Source organism: Ruegeria hyattellae (assembly GCF_041537925.1).
Lineage (GTDB): Bacteria > Pseudomonadota > Alphaproteobacteria > Rhodobacterales > Rhodobacteraceae > Ruegeria_C.
The window spans coordinates 314,143-330,388 of the sequence record NZ_JBGOSH010000001.1 but is presented as its reverse complement, the minus strand read 5'-3'; the positions used below and the strand labels follow the sequence as shown (position 1 = coordinate 330,388).

Here is a 16,246-nt window from a genome sequence, read left to right as displayed (position 1 = left end):
GGCTATGCACAGTACGCCCTCATGATCCCCGCCGCTCGCATCCAGGCGGCGATCGAGTTGCTTGACGAGATCGAGGCGGGCAAACCGGTCGAGCAGGCGCTGACCGGATGGGCTCGGCGCAGCCGATTTGCAGGCTCAGGCGACCGCGCTGCAGTGCGCGATCACGTGTTCGAGGCGCTGCGTCGGAAACGGTCCTTTTCCTCTATCGGCGGGGCGGGCACTGGGCGGGGGCTGATGCTCGGCGCGCTGCGCCAGTCCGGGAATGATCCCGGGTCGGTCTTTACCGGCGCGCGCCATTGTCCCGCACCGCTGAGTGACGCGGAACGCGGCGGCGGGCGCGATCCCGCGAGCGATGCGGAAAGATACGACATGCCGGACTGGATCTGGCCCGAATTCAGCGCCAGTCTGGGTGACGAAGCAGGTGTGAGTGCCACCGCGCTACAGCGCCGCGCTCCGGTCTGGCTGCGGGTCAATCTGGCCCTGACATCTCGGGACGTGGCTGCACGGGCGCTGCTGGATAACAACATCAATACCGATCCGCATCCCTCTGTAGAAACCGCACTTCTTGTCACCGAAGGGGAACGCAGGGTTGCCACCAGCTCTGCCTATCGCGACGGACTTGTCGAGCTGCAGGACGCCTCCAGCCAGGCGGTGATCGCGGCGCTGCCGTTGCAGCCTGGGATGAGGGTTCTGGACCTTTGCGCAGGTGGGGGCGGCAAAGCCCTTGCCATGGCCGCGACGCGTGGGGTGCAGGTCTGTGCCAGCGATATCGACCCGCGCCGGATGCGCGATCTGCCAGACCGCGCGGCACGGGCGGGTGTAAATATCGAGTTGCTTGATCCCGACGCGGTGGCGCAGGCGGGGCCGTTCGATCTGGTTCTGGTCGATGCGCCTTGTACCGGCAGTGGTGCGTGGCGGCGTTCACCAGCCGCAAAATGGGCTCTTACACAGGAGCGGCTCGACACCCTGACCGGAATTCAGGCAGATATTCTAGACCGCGCGGCAGAATTGACCTCGTCGGGCGGGTTACTGGCCTATGCCACATGCTCTGTCCTGCGCGCCGAGAATACCCGGCAAGCGCAGAAATTTACCGCCAGCCACAACGCGTGGCGCTGCGTGTTCGAACAGTTGTGGCCCGTCAGCGACTTGGGCGACGGGTTTTTCACTGCACACTTGACGCGGTAGTTGTATCCGTAGTTTCAATTAAAGGTAGTTTTTTGGCATGTTAATCCGGATTTAACTGGATTGGCGTGAGAAGGGACTGAGTGAATTCGTGCTGCCGGAGCCCTCTGTGCCATCATCTGCCCAACTTTCCCCCTTGATGTCCAGTGGTGAACGCAAGAATCATGGTCGGCTCCTATTGCTGTTCACCGTCGGCACCGCCTTTGTTCTGGCCGCCATCAATGGTGGGTTTTTCTGGCCGATCCCGATGATATTCGCGGGTGCGGGCGCGTCGATCCTACTGGTGGGGATACTCTCGGTCTGGGCGATGCATGTGCGAGGGCGGGCCGATCAAAAAGCGATGGAAATCTTCGCTGGCTTCATCGAAAAGGACGCCGCGCCAAGCTTTATCACCGATGACGAGGGCGAAGTGCTGGCTCGAAACTCGGCCGCGACCGTGCGGTTCTCCGGTGCCCGTGCGCCGACGCTTGCGGCGGAGTTGCGGTCTGTTTTTGCCAATCCCGATGCGGTGATCTACCGCCTGCAATGCCGTGCCCGCCTCGAAGGCAATGCGCGCGAGGACGTGGTTACAAGGCGCGGCCATGTCCGGCTGGCGGTACATGTACTCGAAGATGCGCGGTTCCTGTGGCGGTTCGAGGATGTTCACGCCCGTTCGGCCGCTGGCAAGGGTACCGAGGCGATACCGCTGCCGATGCTGACCGTTGGCCGGGGCGGTGCCGTGTTGTTTATGAACGAAGCGGCGCGCGCCTTGGTCGGCCAAAGGGTCAAATCACTGGATCGGCTGTTCACCGATCTTCCGCTGGAAAGCGGCAGCGTCGTGTCAATCGCAACCGCCGACGGCAATCACAACGTTGTTGTATCCGAGACGGGCCGGTCCAGCGTACGGCGCGAGATCTTCCTGACCCCCCTGAGCCCGGAGGCCAGGGCACCGGGCGCGGATTTCGACAAGTTGCCGGTGCCGATGCTGAAACTGGATGGCGACGGCTGCATTCTGGATGTCAACGGTCTGGCGCGAGAGTTGCTGGGTCCGGGTGCGCATCCAGGGGCGCAGATTTCCGAGGTGATGCAGGGGTTGGCTCGGCAGACAGCGGATTGGCTGCGCGAGAATGCGCGCGAAGATGCGGTACCGAAATCCGAGTTTCTGCGTCTGTCCCGCCATGATCGCGAGACCTTTGTTCAGGCAACCCTGTCGCGCGCGCAGGAGAACGGCCAGATCGTGTTTGCCGCCGTGCTGAGCGACGCCACCGAGTTGAAAACGCTGGAAGCGAAATTCGTGCAAAGTCAGAAAATGCAGGCGATTGGTCAACTTGCAGGCGGCGTGGCGCATGATTTCAACAATCTTCTGACCGCGATTTCAGGCCATTGCGATCTGCTGTTGCTGCGCCACGATCAAGGCGACCCTGATTATGGGGACCTAGTTCAAATCCACCAGAACGCCAATCGCGCCGCAGCGCTTGTAAGCCAGCTTCTGGCCTTTTCCCGCAAGCAGACGCTGCGCCCCGAAACGCTCGACCTGCGGGACACGTTGTCGGATTTGACCCATCTGCTGAACCGTCTGGTGGGCGAGCGGGTAACGCTGACGCTCAGCCACGATCCGGTGCTGAAACCGATCCGCGCCGACAAGCGGCAACTGGAGCAGGTGCTGATGAACCTCGTGGTCAATGCGCGCGATGCGATGCCCGAGGGCGGTGAGATCCGGGTCGAAACAGAAGTGGTCACGCTGGACAAACCGGTCGAGCGCAACCGTGCGGTGCTGCCAGCGGGTGATTATGTTACGGTCAAGGTCTCGGATGAAGGGATCGGGATTGAACCCGGCGTGTTGCAGAAGGTGTTCGAACCCTTCTATACCACCAAGCGCACCGGCGAGGGCACCGGGCTGGGCCTGTCCACCGCTTACGGCATCATCAAGCAGACCGGCGGCTATATCTTCGTCGACAGCGTGCCCGGGCAGGGCACCGAGTTCATCCTCTATTTCCCGGTCAGTGAACCAGAAATACCGGTGTCGGTTGCCACCAGCGAACCTGCCCCTGCAGCGACACCCAAAAACGGCGACGGGGTCGTGCTGCTGGTCGAGGATGAGGCTCCGGTTCGCGCCTTTGCTTCGCGCGCGTTGCGCCTGCGGGGCTATACCGTGCTCGAGGCGGAATCGGCCGAGGATGCGCTCAACATGCTGCAAGACCCGGATCTTTCGGTGGATGTGTTTGTGACAGATGTGGTCATGCCGGGCCTGGACGGGCCAACATGGGTGCGGCAGGCGCTCGAGGATCGGCCGGATGTGCGCGTTGTCTTCGTGTCGGGCTACGCCCAGGGTGCCTTTAGCGAGACCGGGCCGCAGGTGCCGAACTCGGTTTTTCTACCCAAGCCGTTTTCGCTAAACCAGTTGACCGAAACCGTGTTCCAGCAGTTGCACTGAGCCGGTCCCGTTTCGGTCGTAAGCCAACTTTCTGAGTCCAAAACGAAAGCCCGGATCGCGTCAACCGATCCTTAACCCCGTTTGCATTACTGATGAAGGGTATAGAAATTTCTTGAAATGTTCCCTTTTTGATCTCATAAGGAACAAGAGGCGAACAAAGCAGCGATTGCCGCCCGCGAGCGGGTGTGACAAAAGGAAAGTGAACAGGGTAATGGCGGATCTTCTGACGATGAGCAGCAAGCAGAACGCGGATAAACAAAAGGCGCTGGACAGCGCGCTGGCGCAGATCGAACGGCAGTTCGGCAAAGGCTCGATCATGAAACTAGGCGGTGAAAATGTCATTGCCGAGATCGAGGCAAGTTCGACCGGGTCACTGGGGCTGGATATTGCACTTGGTATCGGTGGCCTGCCGATGGGTCGGATTATCGAGATTTATGGACCGGAAAGTTCGGGCAAGACAACGCTGACACTGCACTGCATCGCGGAACAGCAAAAACGGGGCGGCGTTTGCGCCTTTGTCGATGCAGAACACGCGCTCGATCCGCAATATGCGCGCAAGCTGGGCGTCGATCTGGACGAGTTGCTGATCAGCCAGCCCGATACCGGCGAACAGGCGCTTGAGATCACCGATACGTTGGTGCGGTCTGGTGCGGTCAACATGGTCGTGGTCGACTCGGTTGCAGCTCTGACGCCGAAATCGGAACTGGAAGGCGATATGGGCGACAGCAGCGTGGGGGTCCAGGCCCGGCTGATGAGCCAGGCAATGCGCAAGCTGACCGGATCGATCAGCCGTTCGAAATGCATGGTTGTTTTCATCAACCAGATCCGGATGAAGATCGGCGTCATGTTTGGCAGCCCGGAAACCACCACCGGGGGCAATGCGCTAAAATTCTATTCTTCGGTCCGCCTGGACATTCGCCGCATCGGTGCGATCAAGGACCGCGACGAGGTGGTTGGCAACCAGACCCGTGTGAAAGTGGTCAAGAACAAGGTGGCCCCGCCCTTCAAGCAGGTCGAGTTCGACATCATGTATGGCGAAGGCATCTCGAAAATGGGCGAACTCTTGGATTTGGGCGTCAAGGCCGGTGTGGTCGACAAGTCAGGCTCGTGGTTCAGTTATGGCGATGAGCGGATCGGGCAAGGGCGCGAGAATGCCAAGCAGTTCCTGCGCAGCAATGACCGCATCGCGCTGGAGATCGAGGATAAGATCCGCGCCGCGCATGGTCTTGATTTCGACATGCCGCCGGAGGCGGACGAGGATATCTTAGAGGCGTGAGCAGCAGATCCGGGCTTTTGGCCGGGTACTGGTCCAAACAAATGCAGCGAATGGGGCGTCCGGGAGGGCGCCCTGTTTGGTTTCAGGCCGCAGCACCTGTGGACTATCGCCCGAGGCAGGGCTAAACCGATCCGAACCCTTCCGATTGCGCCCGAGAGAGCCCGATGCCCACGCTGAACGATATCCGATCCACCTTTTTGAATTACTTTGCCAAAAACGGGCACGAGGTCGTGGACTCCAGCCCCCTGGTGCCGCGCAATGACCCGACATTGATGTTCGTCAACTCCGGCATGGTGCAGTTCAAGAACCTGTTCACCGGGGTCGAGCACCGCGATTACCAGCGCGCGACAACAGCGCAGAAATGCGTCCGCGCCGGTGGCAAGCACAACGATCTCGACAATGTGGGCTACACTGCCCGCCACCATACGTTTTTCGAGATGCTGGGCAATTTCAGCTTTGGCGATTACTTCAAGACCGAGGCAATCCCCTTTGCCTGGAACCTGATCACCAAAGAGTTCGATATCGACCCCAAACGCCTGCTGACCACGGTCTTTCATACCGATGACGAGGCATTCGATATCTGGAAAAAAGTCGGCGTGCCCGAAGACCGGATCATCCGCATCGATACCAGCGACAATTTCTGGCAGATGGGCCCGACTGGCCCTTGCGGACCCTGTACCGAGATTTTCTACGACCATGGCGATCATATCTGGGGCGGCCCTCCGGGCAGTGCCGAGGAAGATGGCGACCGGTTTATTGAGATCTGGAACATCGTCTTCATGCAGAACGAACAGTTCGAAGACGGCTCGATGAAGGCACTCGACATGCAGTCGATCGATACCGGCATGGGGCTGGAACGGATCGGTGCGCTGTTGCAGGGCAGCTATGACAATTACGATACCGATTTGTTCAAATCGCTGATCGAGGCCTCGGCCGAGGTCACCCATGTCGATCCGTATGGCGACAAGAATGTGCACCACCGGGTGATCGCGGATCACCTGCGCTCGACCTCGTTTCTGATCGCTGACGGCGTTATGCCCAGCAATGACGGGCGCGGTTACGTGTTGCGCCGGATCATGCGCCGGGCGATGCGGCACGCGCATCTGCTGGGCGAAAAGGACCCGGTCATGTACCGGCTGGTACCCACGCTGGTGCAGCAGATGGGCGCGGCATACCCCGAGTTGGGTCGGGCGCAGCCAATGATCGAGGAAACGCTGCTGTCCGAGGAAACCCGGTTCAAACAGACGCTGGATCGTGGCCTGAAATTGCTTGATGACGAATTGGCGATACTGGACGATGACGCGCCGTTTCCCGGCGATGCGGCGTTCAAGCTGTATGACACTTATGGATTCCCGCTGGATCTGACCCAGGACGCGCTGCGCGGTCAGGGTCGGGCAGTTGATACCGACGGCTTCGACAGCGCGATGGCGGCGCAAAAGGCCAAGGCGCGCGCCGCATGGGCCGGGTCGGGTGAGGCCGCCGATAACGCGGTCTGGTTCGATCTGCTGGACCAGAACGCGGCCACAGATTTCCTCGGCTATGACAGCGAAAAAGTCGAAGGCCAGATCGTCGGACTGGTTCAGGACGGCGCTGTGGTCGATCGGATCGACGCGGGCGGCGAGGGCTGGATCGTGGTGAACCAAACGCCGTTCTATGGCGAGGCCGGTGGTCAGGTCGGTGATTCCGGCGTGATCCGGCGGCTGGAGAACTTGGATGAAACGGCTTTGGTCGAGGACACCAGGAAATTCGCCGAAGGCAAGGTCTATGCCCACAAGGTTCGGATCGAACAGGGTGCATTCAGCATGGGCGACGCGGTAGAGTTGGAGGTCGATCACGCGCGTCGCTCGGCGATACGGGCCAATCACTCCGCCACGCATCTGCTGCATGAGGCACTGCGCGGATCGCTGGGCGATCACGTGGCACAGCGCGGGTCGTTGAATGCCGCCGATCGGCTGCGCTTTGATTTCAGCCATGCCAAGGCTTTGACGGATGCGGAGTTGAGCAAGGTTGCCTCGGATGTGAACACCTATATTCGGCAGAACTCGGCGGTCGAAACCCGGATCATGACGCCCGACGATGCGCGCGAAATCGGGGCGCAGGCGCTTTTCGGCGAGAAATATGGCGATGAGGTGCGCGTTGTCTCGATGGGCCGGGCCCAGACCGGCAAGGGCCATGATGGCATGACCTATTCGATCGAGCTGTGCGGTGGCACCCATGTGAAGCAGACCGGCGATATCGGCACGTTTGTATTGCTGGGCGATAGCGCCTCCTCCGCCGGCGTGCGCCGGATCGAGGCGCTGACCGGCGACGCGGCCTTCCAGCATCTGTCGCAGGAGGCCAGGCATCTGGCCGAAGTTTCGGGCCTGCTCAAGGCGCAGTCAGGCGAGACGGTGGCGCGTGTCAGGGCGCTGATGGATGAGCGCAAGGCACTGCAGGGTGAGGTGGCGCAACTGCGCCGCGATCTCGCTATGGCCGGCGGGGCCGGGCAGGGTGGCGCGGGGGCCGAGGCGCGCGACGTGAATGGCGTGAGTTTCCTGGCCCAGACGCTCAGCGGCGTGTCGGGCAAGGATCTGCCAGCGCTTATCGATGAACACAAGGCGCGGATCGGCTCGGGCGCGGTGCTGTTGATCGCCGATGCCGGTGGCAAGGCCGCTGTGGCGGCGGGCGTGACTGAGGATATGACCGGTCAGGTCTCGGCGGTTGATCTGGTGCGCGCGGCGGTGGCTGAACTGGGCGGCAAGGGCGGCGGTGGTCGCCCCGACATGGCGCAGGGCGGCGGCAAGGACGCGGCAAATGCCGACGCGGCGATCAAGGCCGCTGAGGCCGTATTGGGAGGTTGAGAAAATGGCTGCACTCTGGATTGCACATGTGACGGTGACCGACGCGGAAGCTTACGGCAAATATGCCGAGCTTGCGGGCCCCGCGCTGGCCAAACACGGCGGGGAATTCATTGCCCGTGCCGGGCGTTACGTTCAGCTTGAAGGCAAGGAACGTCCCCGCAATGTGATTGCGCGTTTTCCCTCGGTCGAGGCGGCAGTGGCCTGTTACAACTCGCCCGAATACCAGACCGCGCTGGATCATGCGCGCGGCGCGTCCGAGCGCGAGTTACTGGTGGTCGAAACCACCGACTGAAGCGAGACAATCTTAATCATCGGGCGGGTTTTCGCCCGATGACCTTCATGTGTGGCTTTAATCTTAGGGCCACCAAGAGCCCTTCGCTCGCCCTAAGATTGTACGGATTTCCGCCGACCCTCCTCTGAAATGAAATCTCTGCTTGAGCAGTGGGTTTCAGCCGTTTTAATCGGACAGAAGAGGAGCAGGGAAAGTGAGCCGAGCAAGACGCAGCATGGGCAATATGCGCATCAGGATGTGGGTTCTGGCTTACGTGATTGCTTGCGCTCAGATGATGGTGAGCAGCGCCGGTGCCGCTGATCCGCGCTTTCTGACGCTGTCCACAGATTTCCCGGCCCCAAGCGGCGCCAGCAACCTGTGCCGGACCTATGCCTGGGCCTGCGCCGCCACACTGGGCCAGCGCTTTGGCGCGGCGCGCGAATATGAACTGGTGCAAAGGGTCAACCAGCAGGTCAACGCGGCCACGCGCGATGTGGCAGACCGGCGGCAATATAACCTTGAAGAGAAATGGGCGCTGCCGACCCGGTTGGGTGGCGATTGCGAAGATTTCGCCCTTTTGAAAAAGCGTGACCTGATCCGCATCGGGCTCGACCCGCGAAAGCTGCTGTTGGCAACGGTGCTCGACCGCAAGCGCAACGCTCATGCGGTGCTGGTCTACCGGTCAGCACAAGGCGATATGGTGCTCGACAACCTGACGAATCGGATCAGGCCCTGGCAGGCAACGGGCTACATTTTTTTGCGCATGCAGGATCCGCGTCGGCCACATAACTGGGTCGGAGTTCAGAACAAGGCGTGAAAAGGCGCGCCAGGGGCGCGCCTTTTGGGTCGTGACCAGTGATCCGGAAGTGTGAGGCGTCAGCGGTTCTTGCCGCCTTTGCCTCCACCTTTGCCATGTCCACCTTTGTCACCACCTTTACCATGTCCACCTTTGTCACCACCTTTACCGCCGCCCTTGCCGTGGCCGCCTTTGTCACCACCATTGCCGTGACCGCCTCCGCCATTGCCCGACCCGCCACCTTGGCCGTTATTGTTGCCTCCATTTCCGGAACCGGGCCCGTCTCCATTATTGTTGCCGCCACCGTTTCCAGAATTGCCGTCGTTTCCGTTGCCGTTTCCGGGTCCACCGGTATTGCCACCGCTGTTGCCACCACCGTCGTTGCCGCCACCGCTGTTGCCGCTACCGCTGTTGCCACCACCGTCGTTGCCGCCACCGCCGTTGCCGCCACCGCTGTTGCCACCACCGCTGTTGCCGCTACCGCTGTTGCCGCCGCCACTGTTGCCGCCGCCGCTGTTGCCACCACCGCTGTTGCCACCACCGCTGTTGCCGCCGCCGCTGTTGCCGCCACCGCTGTTGCCACCACCGCTGTTGCCGCCGCCACTGTTGCCGCCACCGCTGTTGCCACCACCGCTGTTGCCACCACCGCTGTTGCCGCCGCCGCTGTTGCCGCCACCGCTGTTGCCGCTACCGCTGTTGCCGCCGCCACTGTTGCCGCCACCGCTGTTGCCACCACCGCTGTTGCCACCACCGCTGTTGCCGCCGCCGCTGTTGCCGCCACCGCTGTTGCCGCCACCGCTGTTGCCGCCGCCGCTGTTGCCGCCACCGCTATTGCCGCCTCCACCGCTGCCATTGCCACCGTCAGCAATTTGGTCGTTTCCCGTATTCCCAAAATTACCGGAATTCCCACCGCTTCTGCCGTCCCTGTCTTCGCCACGGCCAAAGAGGCCCGATCCAATCGAGGCTGTCGGGTAGTCGGTCAGCACCGCAGCAAAGGCGGGGCAGGATTGCGACGTGCGCGCGAGGATGTCTTCAAAATCCGACCGCCGCTGCAGGTAACGCAACATTCTGTCCTGTACCACGCCACACGAACACAGGGTCTCGGTCGAGACCGATTGGCGCGCCGTGTTCACGGTGCAGCGTTCCGTCGCCGCAAACGCGGTACCCCCCACAAAGGTCATTGCCGTGCAGGTCATCGCCAGCGAGAGCATACGTGTCTTCACGTTCATCTTTCATCTCCGAATTATCATGTCCTGGGACTGCGGATCAGTTCTGACCTGCATCCCGTGCTGACCTGATCCTGCGTCACCGGAATTAAGCGCAGGCATGGCAGAGATTGTTTTTTCTTCATACCGCCCGGTCTTTTCTGCGTTGGCAGCACAAAAAAAGCCGCAGAGCGAGGATGGTCGCTCTGCGGCTCGATTGCGTCGATGGTAACCGGTGTCAGGCGCTTTTTGCCATCCGCTTGCGTTCATGCGGATCGAGGAAACGTTTGCGCAGTCGGATCGCGTTGGGCGTGACCTCGACCAGTTCATCATCGTCGATATAGGCAATCGCCTCTTCCAGCGAGAAGTTAATGTGCGGGGTCAGCCGCACCGCGTCGTCTGAGCCGCTGGCCCGCACATTGGTCAGCTTTTTGCCCTTGAGCGGGTTCACTTCCAGATCGTTGTCGCGGCTGTGCTCGCCGATGACCATGCCTTGATAAATTTCGGCTTGAGGGCCGATGAACATGCGGCCACGCTCTTCGAGGTTCCACAGCGCATATGCCACGGACTGACCTTTCTCCATCGAGATCAGTACGCCTGCACGGCGGCCCGGGATCGCGCCCTTATGCGGTGCCCAGCCATGGAACACCCGGTTCAGAACGCCAGTGCCGCGGGTGTCGGTCAGGAACTCGCCGTGATAACCTATCAGCCCGCGCGAGGGCACATGGGCGATGATACGTGTTTTGCCTGCACCCGCCGGTTTCATCTCGGTCAACTCACCTTTACGGGTTCCGGTGATCTTTTCGATCACCGCACCAGAATATTCGTCATCGACGTCGATGGTGACCTCTTCGATCGGTTCAAGGCGTTGGCCGTCTTCTTCTCGCAGCAGCACCTGCGGGCGCGAGATGCTGAGTTCGAACCCTTCACGGCGCATGTTCTCGATCAGAACGCCCATTTGCAATTCGCCACGGCCCGCAACCTCGAAGGCTTCGCCGCCGGGCGTGTCGCTGACCTTGATCGCGACGTTTGATTCGGCCTCTTTCATCAGCCGGTCGCGAATCACGCGGGATTGCACCTTCTTGCCATCGCGGCCCGCCAGCGGTGAATCGTTGATCCCGAAAGTGACCGAGATGGTTGGCGGGTCGATGGGTTGGGCGGGCAGGGCCTCGGTCACGCTGGGGGCGACCAGCGAGTCGGCGACGGTGGCCTTGCTCATACCGGCAAGCGTGACGATATCGCCCGCTTCGGCCTGGTCGATGGTCTGTTGGCCAAGACCACGGAAGGCCAGGATCTTGGTCGCGCGGAAGCTTTCGATCTGGCTGCCGTCGCGGCTGAGTGCCTTGATGGTCTCGCCCGCTTTCAGCGTGCCGCTTTCAACGCGCCCCGTCAGAATGCGGCCGATAAAGGGATCGCTGCCCAGTGTGGTGGCGAGCATGCGAAAAGGCTCCTCCCGATGCGCGACCTGCGCGGGGGCGGGCACGTGATCGACGACGAGGTCGAACAACGCGGTCAGGTCCTGACGCGGTCCGTCCAATTCCATATCTGCCCAGCCCGAACGACCTGAGGCATACATGGCGGGGAAATCCAACTGATCGTCATCAGCACCCAGATTGGCGAAGAGATCGAAACATTCGTCCAGCGCCCGGTCAGGCTCGGCATCGGGTTTGTCGACCTTGTTCAGCACCACAATCGGGCGCAGGCCCAGCGCTAGCGCCTTGGAGGTCACAAACTTGGTCTGCGGCATCGGCCCTTCGGCTGCATCGACCAGCAGGACAACACCGTCGACCATCGACAGAATGCGTTCGACCTCGCCGCCGAAATCGGCGTGGCCCGGGGTGTCGACGATGTTGATCCGTGTGCCTTTCCACTCGACCGAGGTGGCCTTGGCCAGAATGGTGATGCCGCGTTCACGCTCGAGGTCGTTGCTGTCAAGCGCCCGCTCGGCCACGGACTGATTTTCGCGGAACGCTCCGGATTGCTTGAGCAGCCCGTCGACCAGCGTCGTTTTGCCGTGGTCCACGTGGGCGATGATTGCGATGTTACGCAGGTCCATGAAACTTGCCTTAAATGGGGAGGTTGCGCGCGCCATAGCGTGGCAGCGCCGCAAGTTCCAGCAAAAAGCAGGTTCAATGGCCCGAAGAGGCCGAAAACAGGTGAATGACGAGAATTCCTGCGATGATCAGCGCCAATCCCAGCAGCGCGGGCCAGTCCAGCCGCTGACCGAAGGCGACAAAGCCGATGAGCGCGATCAGCAGAATGCCCAGTCCCGACCAGATCGCATAGACGATGCCAACCGGCATGACCCGCAGCGTTAGTGACAGCAGATAGAAGGCCATCCCGTAGCCCACCACCACGATGACCGAGGGCCAGAAACGCGAGAACTGGTGGCTGGCCTGCAGCGCCGTTGTCCCGATCGTCTCGGCGAGGACTGCGAGCAGCAGGATGAAATAGATCTTTGCCAAGGTGGGTCTCCGGTCCTGTTCACCGATTCTCTGGTGCATGGAATTTCGAGTTACGGCAAGGGGCGGCACGAGAAATTCGCGCATGTGCTGCGTTGCGGCGCAAAAAGGTCAGGGAAACCGGACTACGAAAGTCTCAAAAGGGTACTTATATTGAAGATGTTGCAATGGTTCGTTTTAATTAGTGGTGGTCGCTATGACTGGGTTTACGAAGGTGATCGTGTTGGTGGCTGGCGTGTTGGCGTTTCTGGGATGGATGACAAGTCAGCCAGAGGCAGGATCACGGTTCGATACGGAAACGGGGGCAGAGAGTGATGGCCCTGTTAAACCCTGAGCGATGGAAGAGGGGAGCCTTAGTGGCTCCTTTCTTTTTCATAAGTGCAGTGCATTTACCCCGCTAGCGCCTTGCCCAGATTTTCGTCGATCTTTTCCAAAAACCCCATTGTGGTGAGCCAGCCCTGATCCGGGCCGACCAGCAGGGCGAGATCCTTGGTCATGAACCCGCTTTCCACCGTATCGACGATCACTTTTTCCAATGTTGTAGCAAAATCCATCAACGCGTCATTGCCATCGAGTTTGGCGCGATGTTTCAACCCGCCGGTCCAAGCGTAGATCGACGCGATGGAATTGGTCGAGGTCTGCTCACCGGCCTGATGCTGGCGATAGTGGCGGGTGACGGTGCCATGGGCGGCCTCGGCCTCGACGATCTTGCCATCCGGCGTCATCAGTTGCGAGGTCATCAGACCCAATGAGCCAAAGCCCTGTGCAACCGTGTCCGATTGAACGTCCCCGTCATAGTTCTTGCAGGCCCAGACAAACCCGCCATTCCACTTCATGCAGCAGGCGACCATGTCGTCGATCAGGCGGTGTTCGTACCAGATGTCCTTTTCCTTGAACTTCTCCTCGAACTCCTGCTCGTAAACCTCTTGAAAAATCTCAAGAAACCGTCCGTCATATTGCTTGAGGATAGTGTTCTTGGTTGACAGGTAAACGGGCCAGCCGATCTCCAGCCCGTAGTTGAGCGAGGCGCGGGCGAAATCGTAGATCGAAGCGTCGAGGTTATACATCGACATGAACACGCCCGATGAGGGCGCATCGAATACCACGCGCTCGATCTCGGTGCCGTCGTCACCGACGAATTTCATCGTCAGCTTGCCGGGGCCGGGAAATTTCATGTCGGTGGCCTTGTACTGGTCGCCAAAAGCATGGCGCCCGATTACGATCGGTTTTGTCCAGCCCGGAACAAGGCGCGGCACGTTGCGGCAGATGATCGGCTGGCGAAATACCACGCCACCCAGGATGTTTCGGATCGTGCCATTGGGGCTGCGCCACATCTGCTTGAGGCCGAATTCTTCGACCCGCGCCTCATCCGGCGTGATGGTGGCACATTTGACCGCCACACCAACCTCTTTGGTCTTTTCGGCAGCATCGATGGTGATCTGATCCTCAGTTCGGTCGCGTTCTTCGATGCCCAGATCGTAATAGAGCAGGTCGATATCCAGATAGGGCAGGATCAGCTTGTCCTTGATGAACTGCCACATGATGCGGGTCATCTCGTCGCCATCCATCTCGACGATGGGGTTTTCCACCTTGATCTTGGTCATGAGAAAGCAGGTCCTTTGTCATCATCCCGTGGGGCGGGTGTAGCGGAATTTTGTTGGCATGAATAGATGGTATACTACGGTATGCATTAAATATGTGACGCTGGTTGCAACCTCACGAGACAGGCGAAAGCAGGGTTGCGTCCATCAGCGGGACAAGGCAGAGCGCACCTGCGGGCGCAGCCAAGCCCAGACATCTGGCGCGCCCTTCTGAACCGGCACGCCGACACGCTGGTCCAGTTGCTCCATTGTGACGTCATACTCAACCCAGCTGCCGCCGCCATTTTGCAGATTGGCGATCGGTGGGTGGAGCCGATCGATGGCCTTTGCAAAGACCGCATCTGACGTGTCCGCCGCTTCAAATTCGCGCCATAAGGCATTGAATTCACGAGTTTGATCTGGTGGCAACAATCCGAACAGACGCCCTGCCGCAGCGTCTTCCTTGGCGGCCATCAGGGTCGGGTCGGATTGCCCGTGAATGGGCGCGTCGCCCGCGTCAATCTCTACAATGTCATGCAACATCAGCATACTGAGCACGCGGTCGATCTGCACACCGGGCGCGGCATGGTCGGCCAGAACCCAAGCATAGAGCATGGCATGCCAGGAATGTTCGGCCGAATTTTCGCGCCGCGAATCGTCGAGCAGGCGCGAGGCGCGATAGACCGATTTCAACCGGTCCGCCTCACAGAGGAAAGCCAGGCGCCGCGCCACCTCCTGCGTGTCTCGCTGTGTTGCCTCGCCCAGAAGCGACAGAGCATGGTGATAGGCCTGCGGAAAATCTTCGCGCATAGGCGCAGCGCGCCCGGTGGACAGGTTATCCCGGACGATTTGGACATGTGCGGGCACCGGGCTTTGTGCGCAGAGTACTTGAAAGATCGGCTGGCACCGGTCTAACTGCTTGGCAAATCGGGCATCCGGACAGGCCTCGGCCTCGAACGCGCGCCACAGATCCAGAAATTGCGGCACTTGGTCCGCTGGCAGCATCCCAAAAAGCCGCTCTGCCGCACGCTCTTCGGCTGCGGCAATCGCGGCCCAGTCATGATCTTCGTGAATGGGATGATCGCCGACCTCGATCTCGACCAGATCATGCAGCAGAAGCATCCGGATCACCCGGGCGATCGACACATCCGGATTCGCCAGTGGCGCAAAAACCAGCGCATAAAGTGCCAGATGCCAGCAATGCTCTGCAGCGTTTTCGGGGCGTGACAGGTCCAGTAGCAGATTGGCGCGGTTCACCCGCTTGAGCTTGTCGGCCTCTTTCAGGAAGGCAATCTGAGCGGACAGCCGCTCGGTCATTGCGCCTGCGGCGTTTCGGCCTTTTTCCTAGCCCGTAGCTGCACGATCCGCTTGTTCAGGAAATCGCGCGCTTTCTTTTCGGCCAGCCGCACGCGCACCTCGGTCAGATACGCCTCTTCCAGCGTTTGCGAGGCCGCGCCCAGAACCGTTCCGATTTCGACGAACAGGCGATCTTCGCCGGATTCGTCCATGATGTTCACCGTATCCTCGGCCAGCTTGGCGGCTAGTGTCTCGAGGGTAGAGCTCATCAGCGGGTGGTCTCCGTCAGGCGGCGTTTCACATAGTCGGTGACAGAGCCGGTCAGCGTGTCCATATGCTCGCCCTGGAAGAAGTGATCGGCACTTTCGACCTGCTGGTGGGTGATGGTGATGCCCTTCTGCTCGTGCAGTTTTTCCACCAGCGTCCGAGTGTCGCTGGGTGGGGCCACGCGGTCAGAAGTGCCGTTGATGATCAGACCCGAAGACGGGCAGGGCGCCAAGAACGAGAAATCATACATGTTCGCGGGCGGCGAGACCGAGATGAAACCGGTGATCTCGGGGCGGCGCATCAGTAGCTGCATGCCGATCCAGGCACCGAACGAGAACCCGGCAACCCAGCAATGCTTGGAGTTGTTGTTCATCGACTGAAGATAATCCAGCGCCGAGGCCGCATCGCTGAGCTCGCCGATGCCCTGATCATATTCGCCCTGACTGCGCCCGACGCCACGGAAATTGAACCGCAGCACGGTAAAGCCCATGTTGTAGAAGGCATAATGCAGGTTGTAGACAACCTTGTTGTTCATCGTCCCGCCAAATTGCGGATGAGGATGCAACACAATGGCAATTGGTGCGTCTTTTTCCTTTTGCGGGTGGTAGCGGCCTTCCAGCCGGCCTTCGGGGCCGGGAAATATCACCTCGGGCATCTG

Annotated in this window: 13 protein-coding genes; 6 read left to right on the top strand and 7 right to left on the bottom strand. The window is 60.5% G+C overall.

Annotation, left to right across the window (positions count from 1 at the left end; all coding sequences use genetic code 11):
* The first annotated feature begins 21 nt into the window (after positions 1 to 21).
* The 6 genes from AB1E33_RS01585 (at position 22) to AB1E33_RS01560 (ending at position 8,799) form a co-directional block, all read left to right on the top strand.
* Positions 22 to 1,185, top strand: coding sequence for an RsmB/NOP family class I SAM-dependent RNA methyltransferase (locus tag AB1E33_RS01585; protein ID WP_372575502.1), 1,164 nt, complete (start codon positions 22 to 24; stop codon positions 1,183 to 1,185).
* 244 nt (positions 1,186 to 1,429) lie between these two features.
* Positions 1,430 to 3,595 carry an ATP-binding protein gene (locus tag AB1E33_RS01580; protein WP_372575950.1) on the top strand — a complete coding sequence of 722 codons (2,166 nt, stop codon included), beginning with the start codon at positions 1,430 to 1,432 and terminating at the stop codon, positions 3,593 to 3,595.
* A 211-nt stretch (positions 3,596 to 3,806) separates the two neighbouring features.
* Positions 3,807 to 4,871 (top strand): recombinase RecA, encoded by a 1,065-nt coding sequence (gene recA, locus AB1E33_RS01575; protein WP_372575501.1) that lies wholly within the window; start codon positions 3,807 to 3,809, stop codon positions 4,869 to 4,871.
* A 164-nt stretch (positions 4,872 to 5,035) separates the two neighbouring features.
* Positions 5,036 to 7,711, top strand: coding sequence for an alanine--tRNA ligase (alaS, locus tag AB1E33_RS01570; protein WP_372575500.1), 2,676 nt, complete (start codon positions 5,036 to 5,038; stop codon positions 7,709 to 7,711).
* Positions 7,712 to 7,715: 4 nt separating this feature from the next.
* Positions 7,716 to 8,003, top strand: coding sequence for a DUF1330 domain-containing protein (locus tag AB1E33_RS01565; protein ID WP_372575499.1), 288 nt, complete (start codon positions 7,716 to 7,718; stop codon positions 8,001 to 8,003).
* A gap of 193 nt (positions 8,004 to 8,196) precedes the next feature.
* Complete coding sequence (locus tag AB1E33_RS01560) at positions 8,197 to 8,799, top strand: transglutaminase-like cysteine peptidase (protein ID WP_372575498.1); 603 nt, start codon at positions 8,197 to 8,199, stop codon at positions 8,797 to 8,799.
* Positions 8,800 to 8,858: 59 nt separating this feature from the next.
* Here AB1E33_RS01560 and AB1E33_RS01555 read toward each other — a convergent pair whose 3' ends face one another.
* From AB1E33_RS01555 to AB1E33_RS01525, 7 genes are all read right to left on the bottom strand, one after another.
* Positions 8,859 to 10,007 carry a hypothetical protein gene (locus tag AB1E33_RS01555; RefSeq protein WP_372575497.1) on the bottom strand — a complete coding sequence of 383 codons (1,149 nt, stop codon included), beginning with the start codon at positions 10,005 to 10,007 and terminating at the stop codon, positions 8,859 to 8,861.
* Between the two features lie 214 nt (positions 10,008 to 10,221).
* Positions 10,222 to 12,039, bottom strand: coding sequence for a translational GTPase TypA (gene typA, locus AB1E33_RS01550; protein WP_372575496.1), 1,818 nt, complete (start codon positions 12,037 to 12,039; stop codon positions 10,222 to 10,224).
* 73 nt (positions 12,040 to 12,112) lie between these two features.
* Entirely contained in the window at positions 12,113 to 12,487 is a 375-nt protein-coding gene (locus AB1E33_RS01545; protein ID WP_372575495.1) for a DMT family transporter, read from the bottom strand.
* A gap of 347 nt (positions 12,488 to 12,834) precedes the next feature.
* On the bottom strand, positions 12,835 to 14,049 hold the full coding sequence (locus tag AB1E33_RS01540) for an NADP-dependent isocitrate dehydrogenase (RefSeq protein WP_372575494.1): 1,215 nt from the start codon (positions 14,047 to 14,049) through the stop codon (positions 12,835 to 12,837).
* A 144-nt stretch (positions 14,050 to 14,193) separates the two neighbouring features.
* Positions 14,194 to 15,342: an HD domain-containing protein gene (locus tag AB1E33_RS01535; protein ID WP_372575493.1), complete on the bottom strand. Its 1,149-nt coding sequence runs from the start codon at positions 15,340 to 15,342 to the stop codon at positions 14,194 to 14,196.
* On the bottom strand, positions 15,339 to 15,590 hold the full coding sequence (locus AB1E33_RS01530; protein ID WP_372575492.1) for a hypothetical protein: 252 nt from the start codon (positions 15,588 to 15,590) through the stop codon (positions 15,339 to 15,341). The genes AB1E33_RS01535 and AB1E33_RS01530 overlap by 4 nt, the downstream gene beginning before the upstream one ends.
* The gene (locus AB1E33_RS01525) at positions 15,590 to 16,243 is read right to left on the bottom strand and encodes an alpha/beta hydrolase (RefSeq protein ID WP_372575491.1); all 654 of its coding nucleotides are present in this window, start codon (positions 16,241 to 16,243) and stop codon (positions 15,590 to 15,592) included. Before AB1E33_RS01525 ends, AB1E33_RS01530 begins: the two co-directional genes overlap by 1 nt.
* Between the last annotated feature and the right edge of the window lie 3 nt (positions 16,244 to 16,246).

Coding starts and splice junctions, on each gene's coding strand:
- AB1E33_RS01535 (WP_372575493.1), bottom strand. CDS start 15,342: ATGACCGAGCGGCTGTCCGCTCAGATTGCCTTCCTGAAAGAGGCCGAC.
- AB1E33_RS01555 (WP_372575497.1), bottom strand. CDS start 10,007: ATGAACGTGAAGACACGTATGCTCTCGCTGGCGATGACCTGCACGGCA.
- alaS (WP_372575500.1), top strand. CDS start 5,036: ATGCCCACGCTGAACGATATCCGATCCACCTTTTTGAATTACTTTGCC.
- AB1E33_RS01530 (WP_372575492.1), bottom strand. CDS start 15,590: ATGAGCTCTACCCTCGAGACACTAGCCGCCAAGCTGGCCGAGGATACG.
- recA (WP_372575501.1), top strand. CDS start 3,807: ATGGCGGATCTTCTGACGATGAGCAGCAAGCAGAACGCGGATAAACAA.
- AB1E33_RS01540 (WP_372575494.1), bottom strand. CDS start 14,049: ATGACCAAGATCAAGGTGGAAAACCCCATCGTCGAGATGGATGGCGAC.
- AB1E33_RS01545 (WP_372575495.1), bottom strand. CDS start 12,487: ATGCACCAGAGAATCGGTGAACAGGACCGGAGACCCACCTTGGCAAAG.
- AB1E33_RS01585 (WP_372575502.1), top strand. CDS start 22: ATGATCCCCGCCGCTCGCATCCAGGCGGCGATCGAGTTGCTTGACGAG.
- typA (WP_372575496.1), bottom strand. CDS start 12,039: ATGGACCTGCGTAACATCGCAATCATCGCCCACGTGGACCACGGCAAA.
- AB1E33_RS01580 (WP_372575950.1), top strand. CDS start 1,430: ATGATATTCGCGGGTGCGGGCGCGTCGATCCTACTGGTGGGGATACTC.
- AB1E33_RS01525 (WP_372575491.1), bottom strand. CDS start 16,243: ATGCCCGAGGTGATATTTCCCGGCCCCGAAGGCCGGCTGGAAGGCCGC.
- AB1E33_RS01565 (WP_372575499.1), top strand. CDS start 7,716: ATGGCTGCACTCTGGATTGCACATGTGACGGTGACCGACGCGGAAGCT.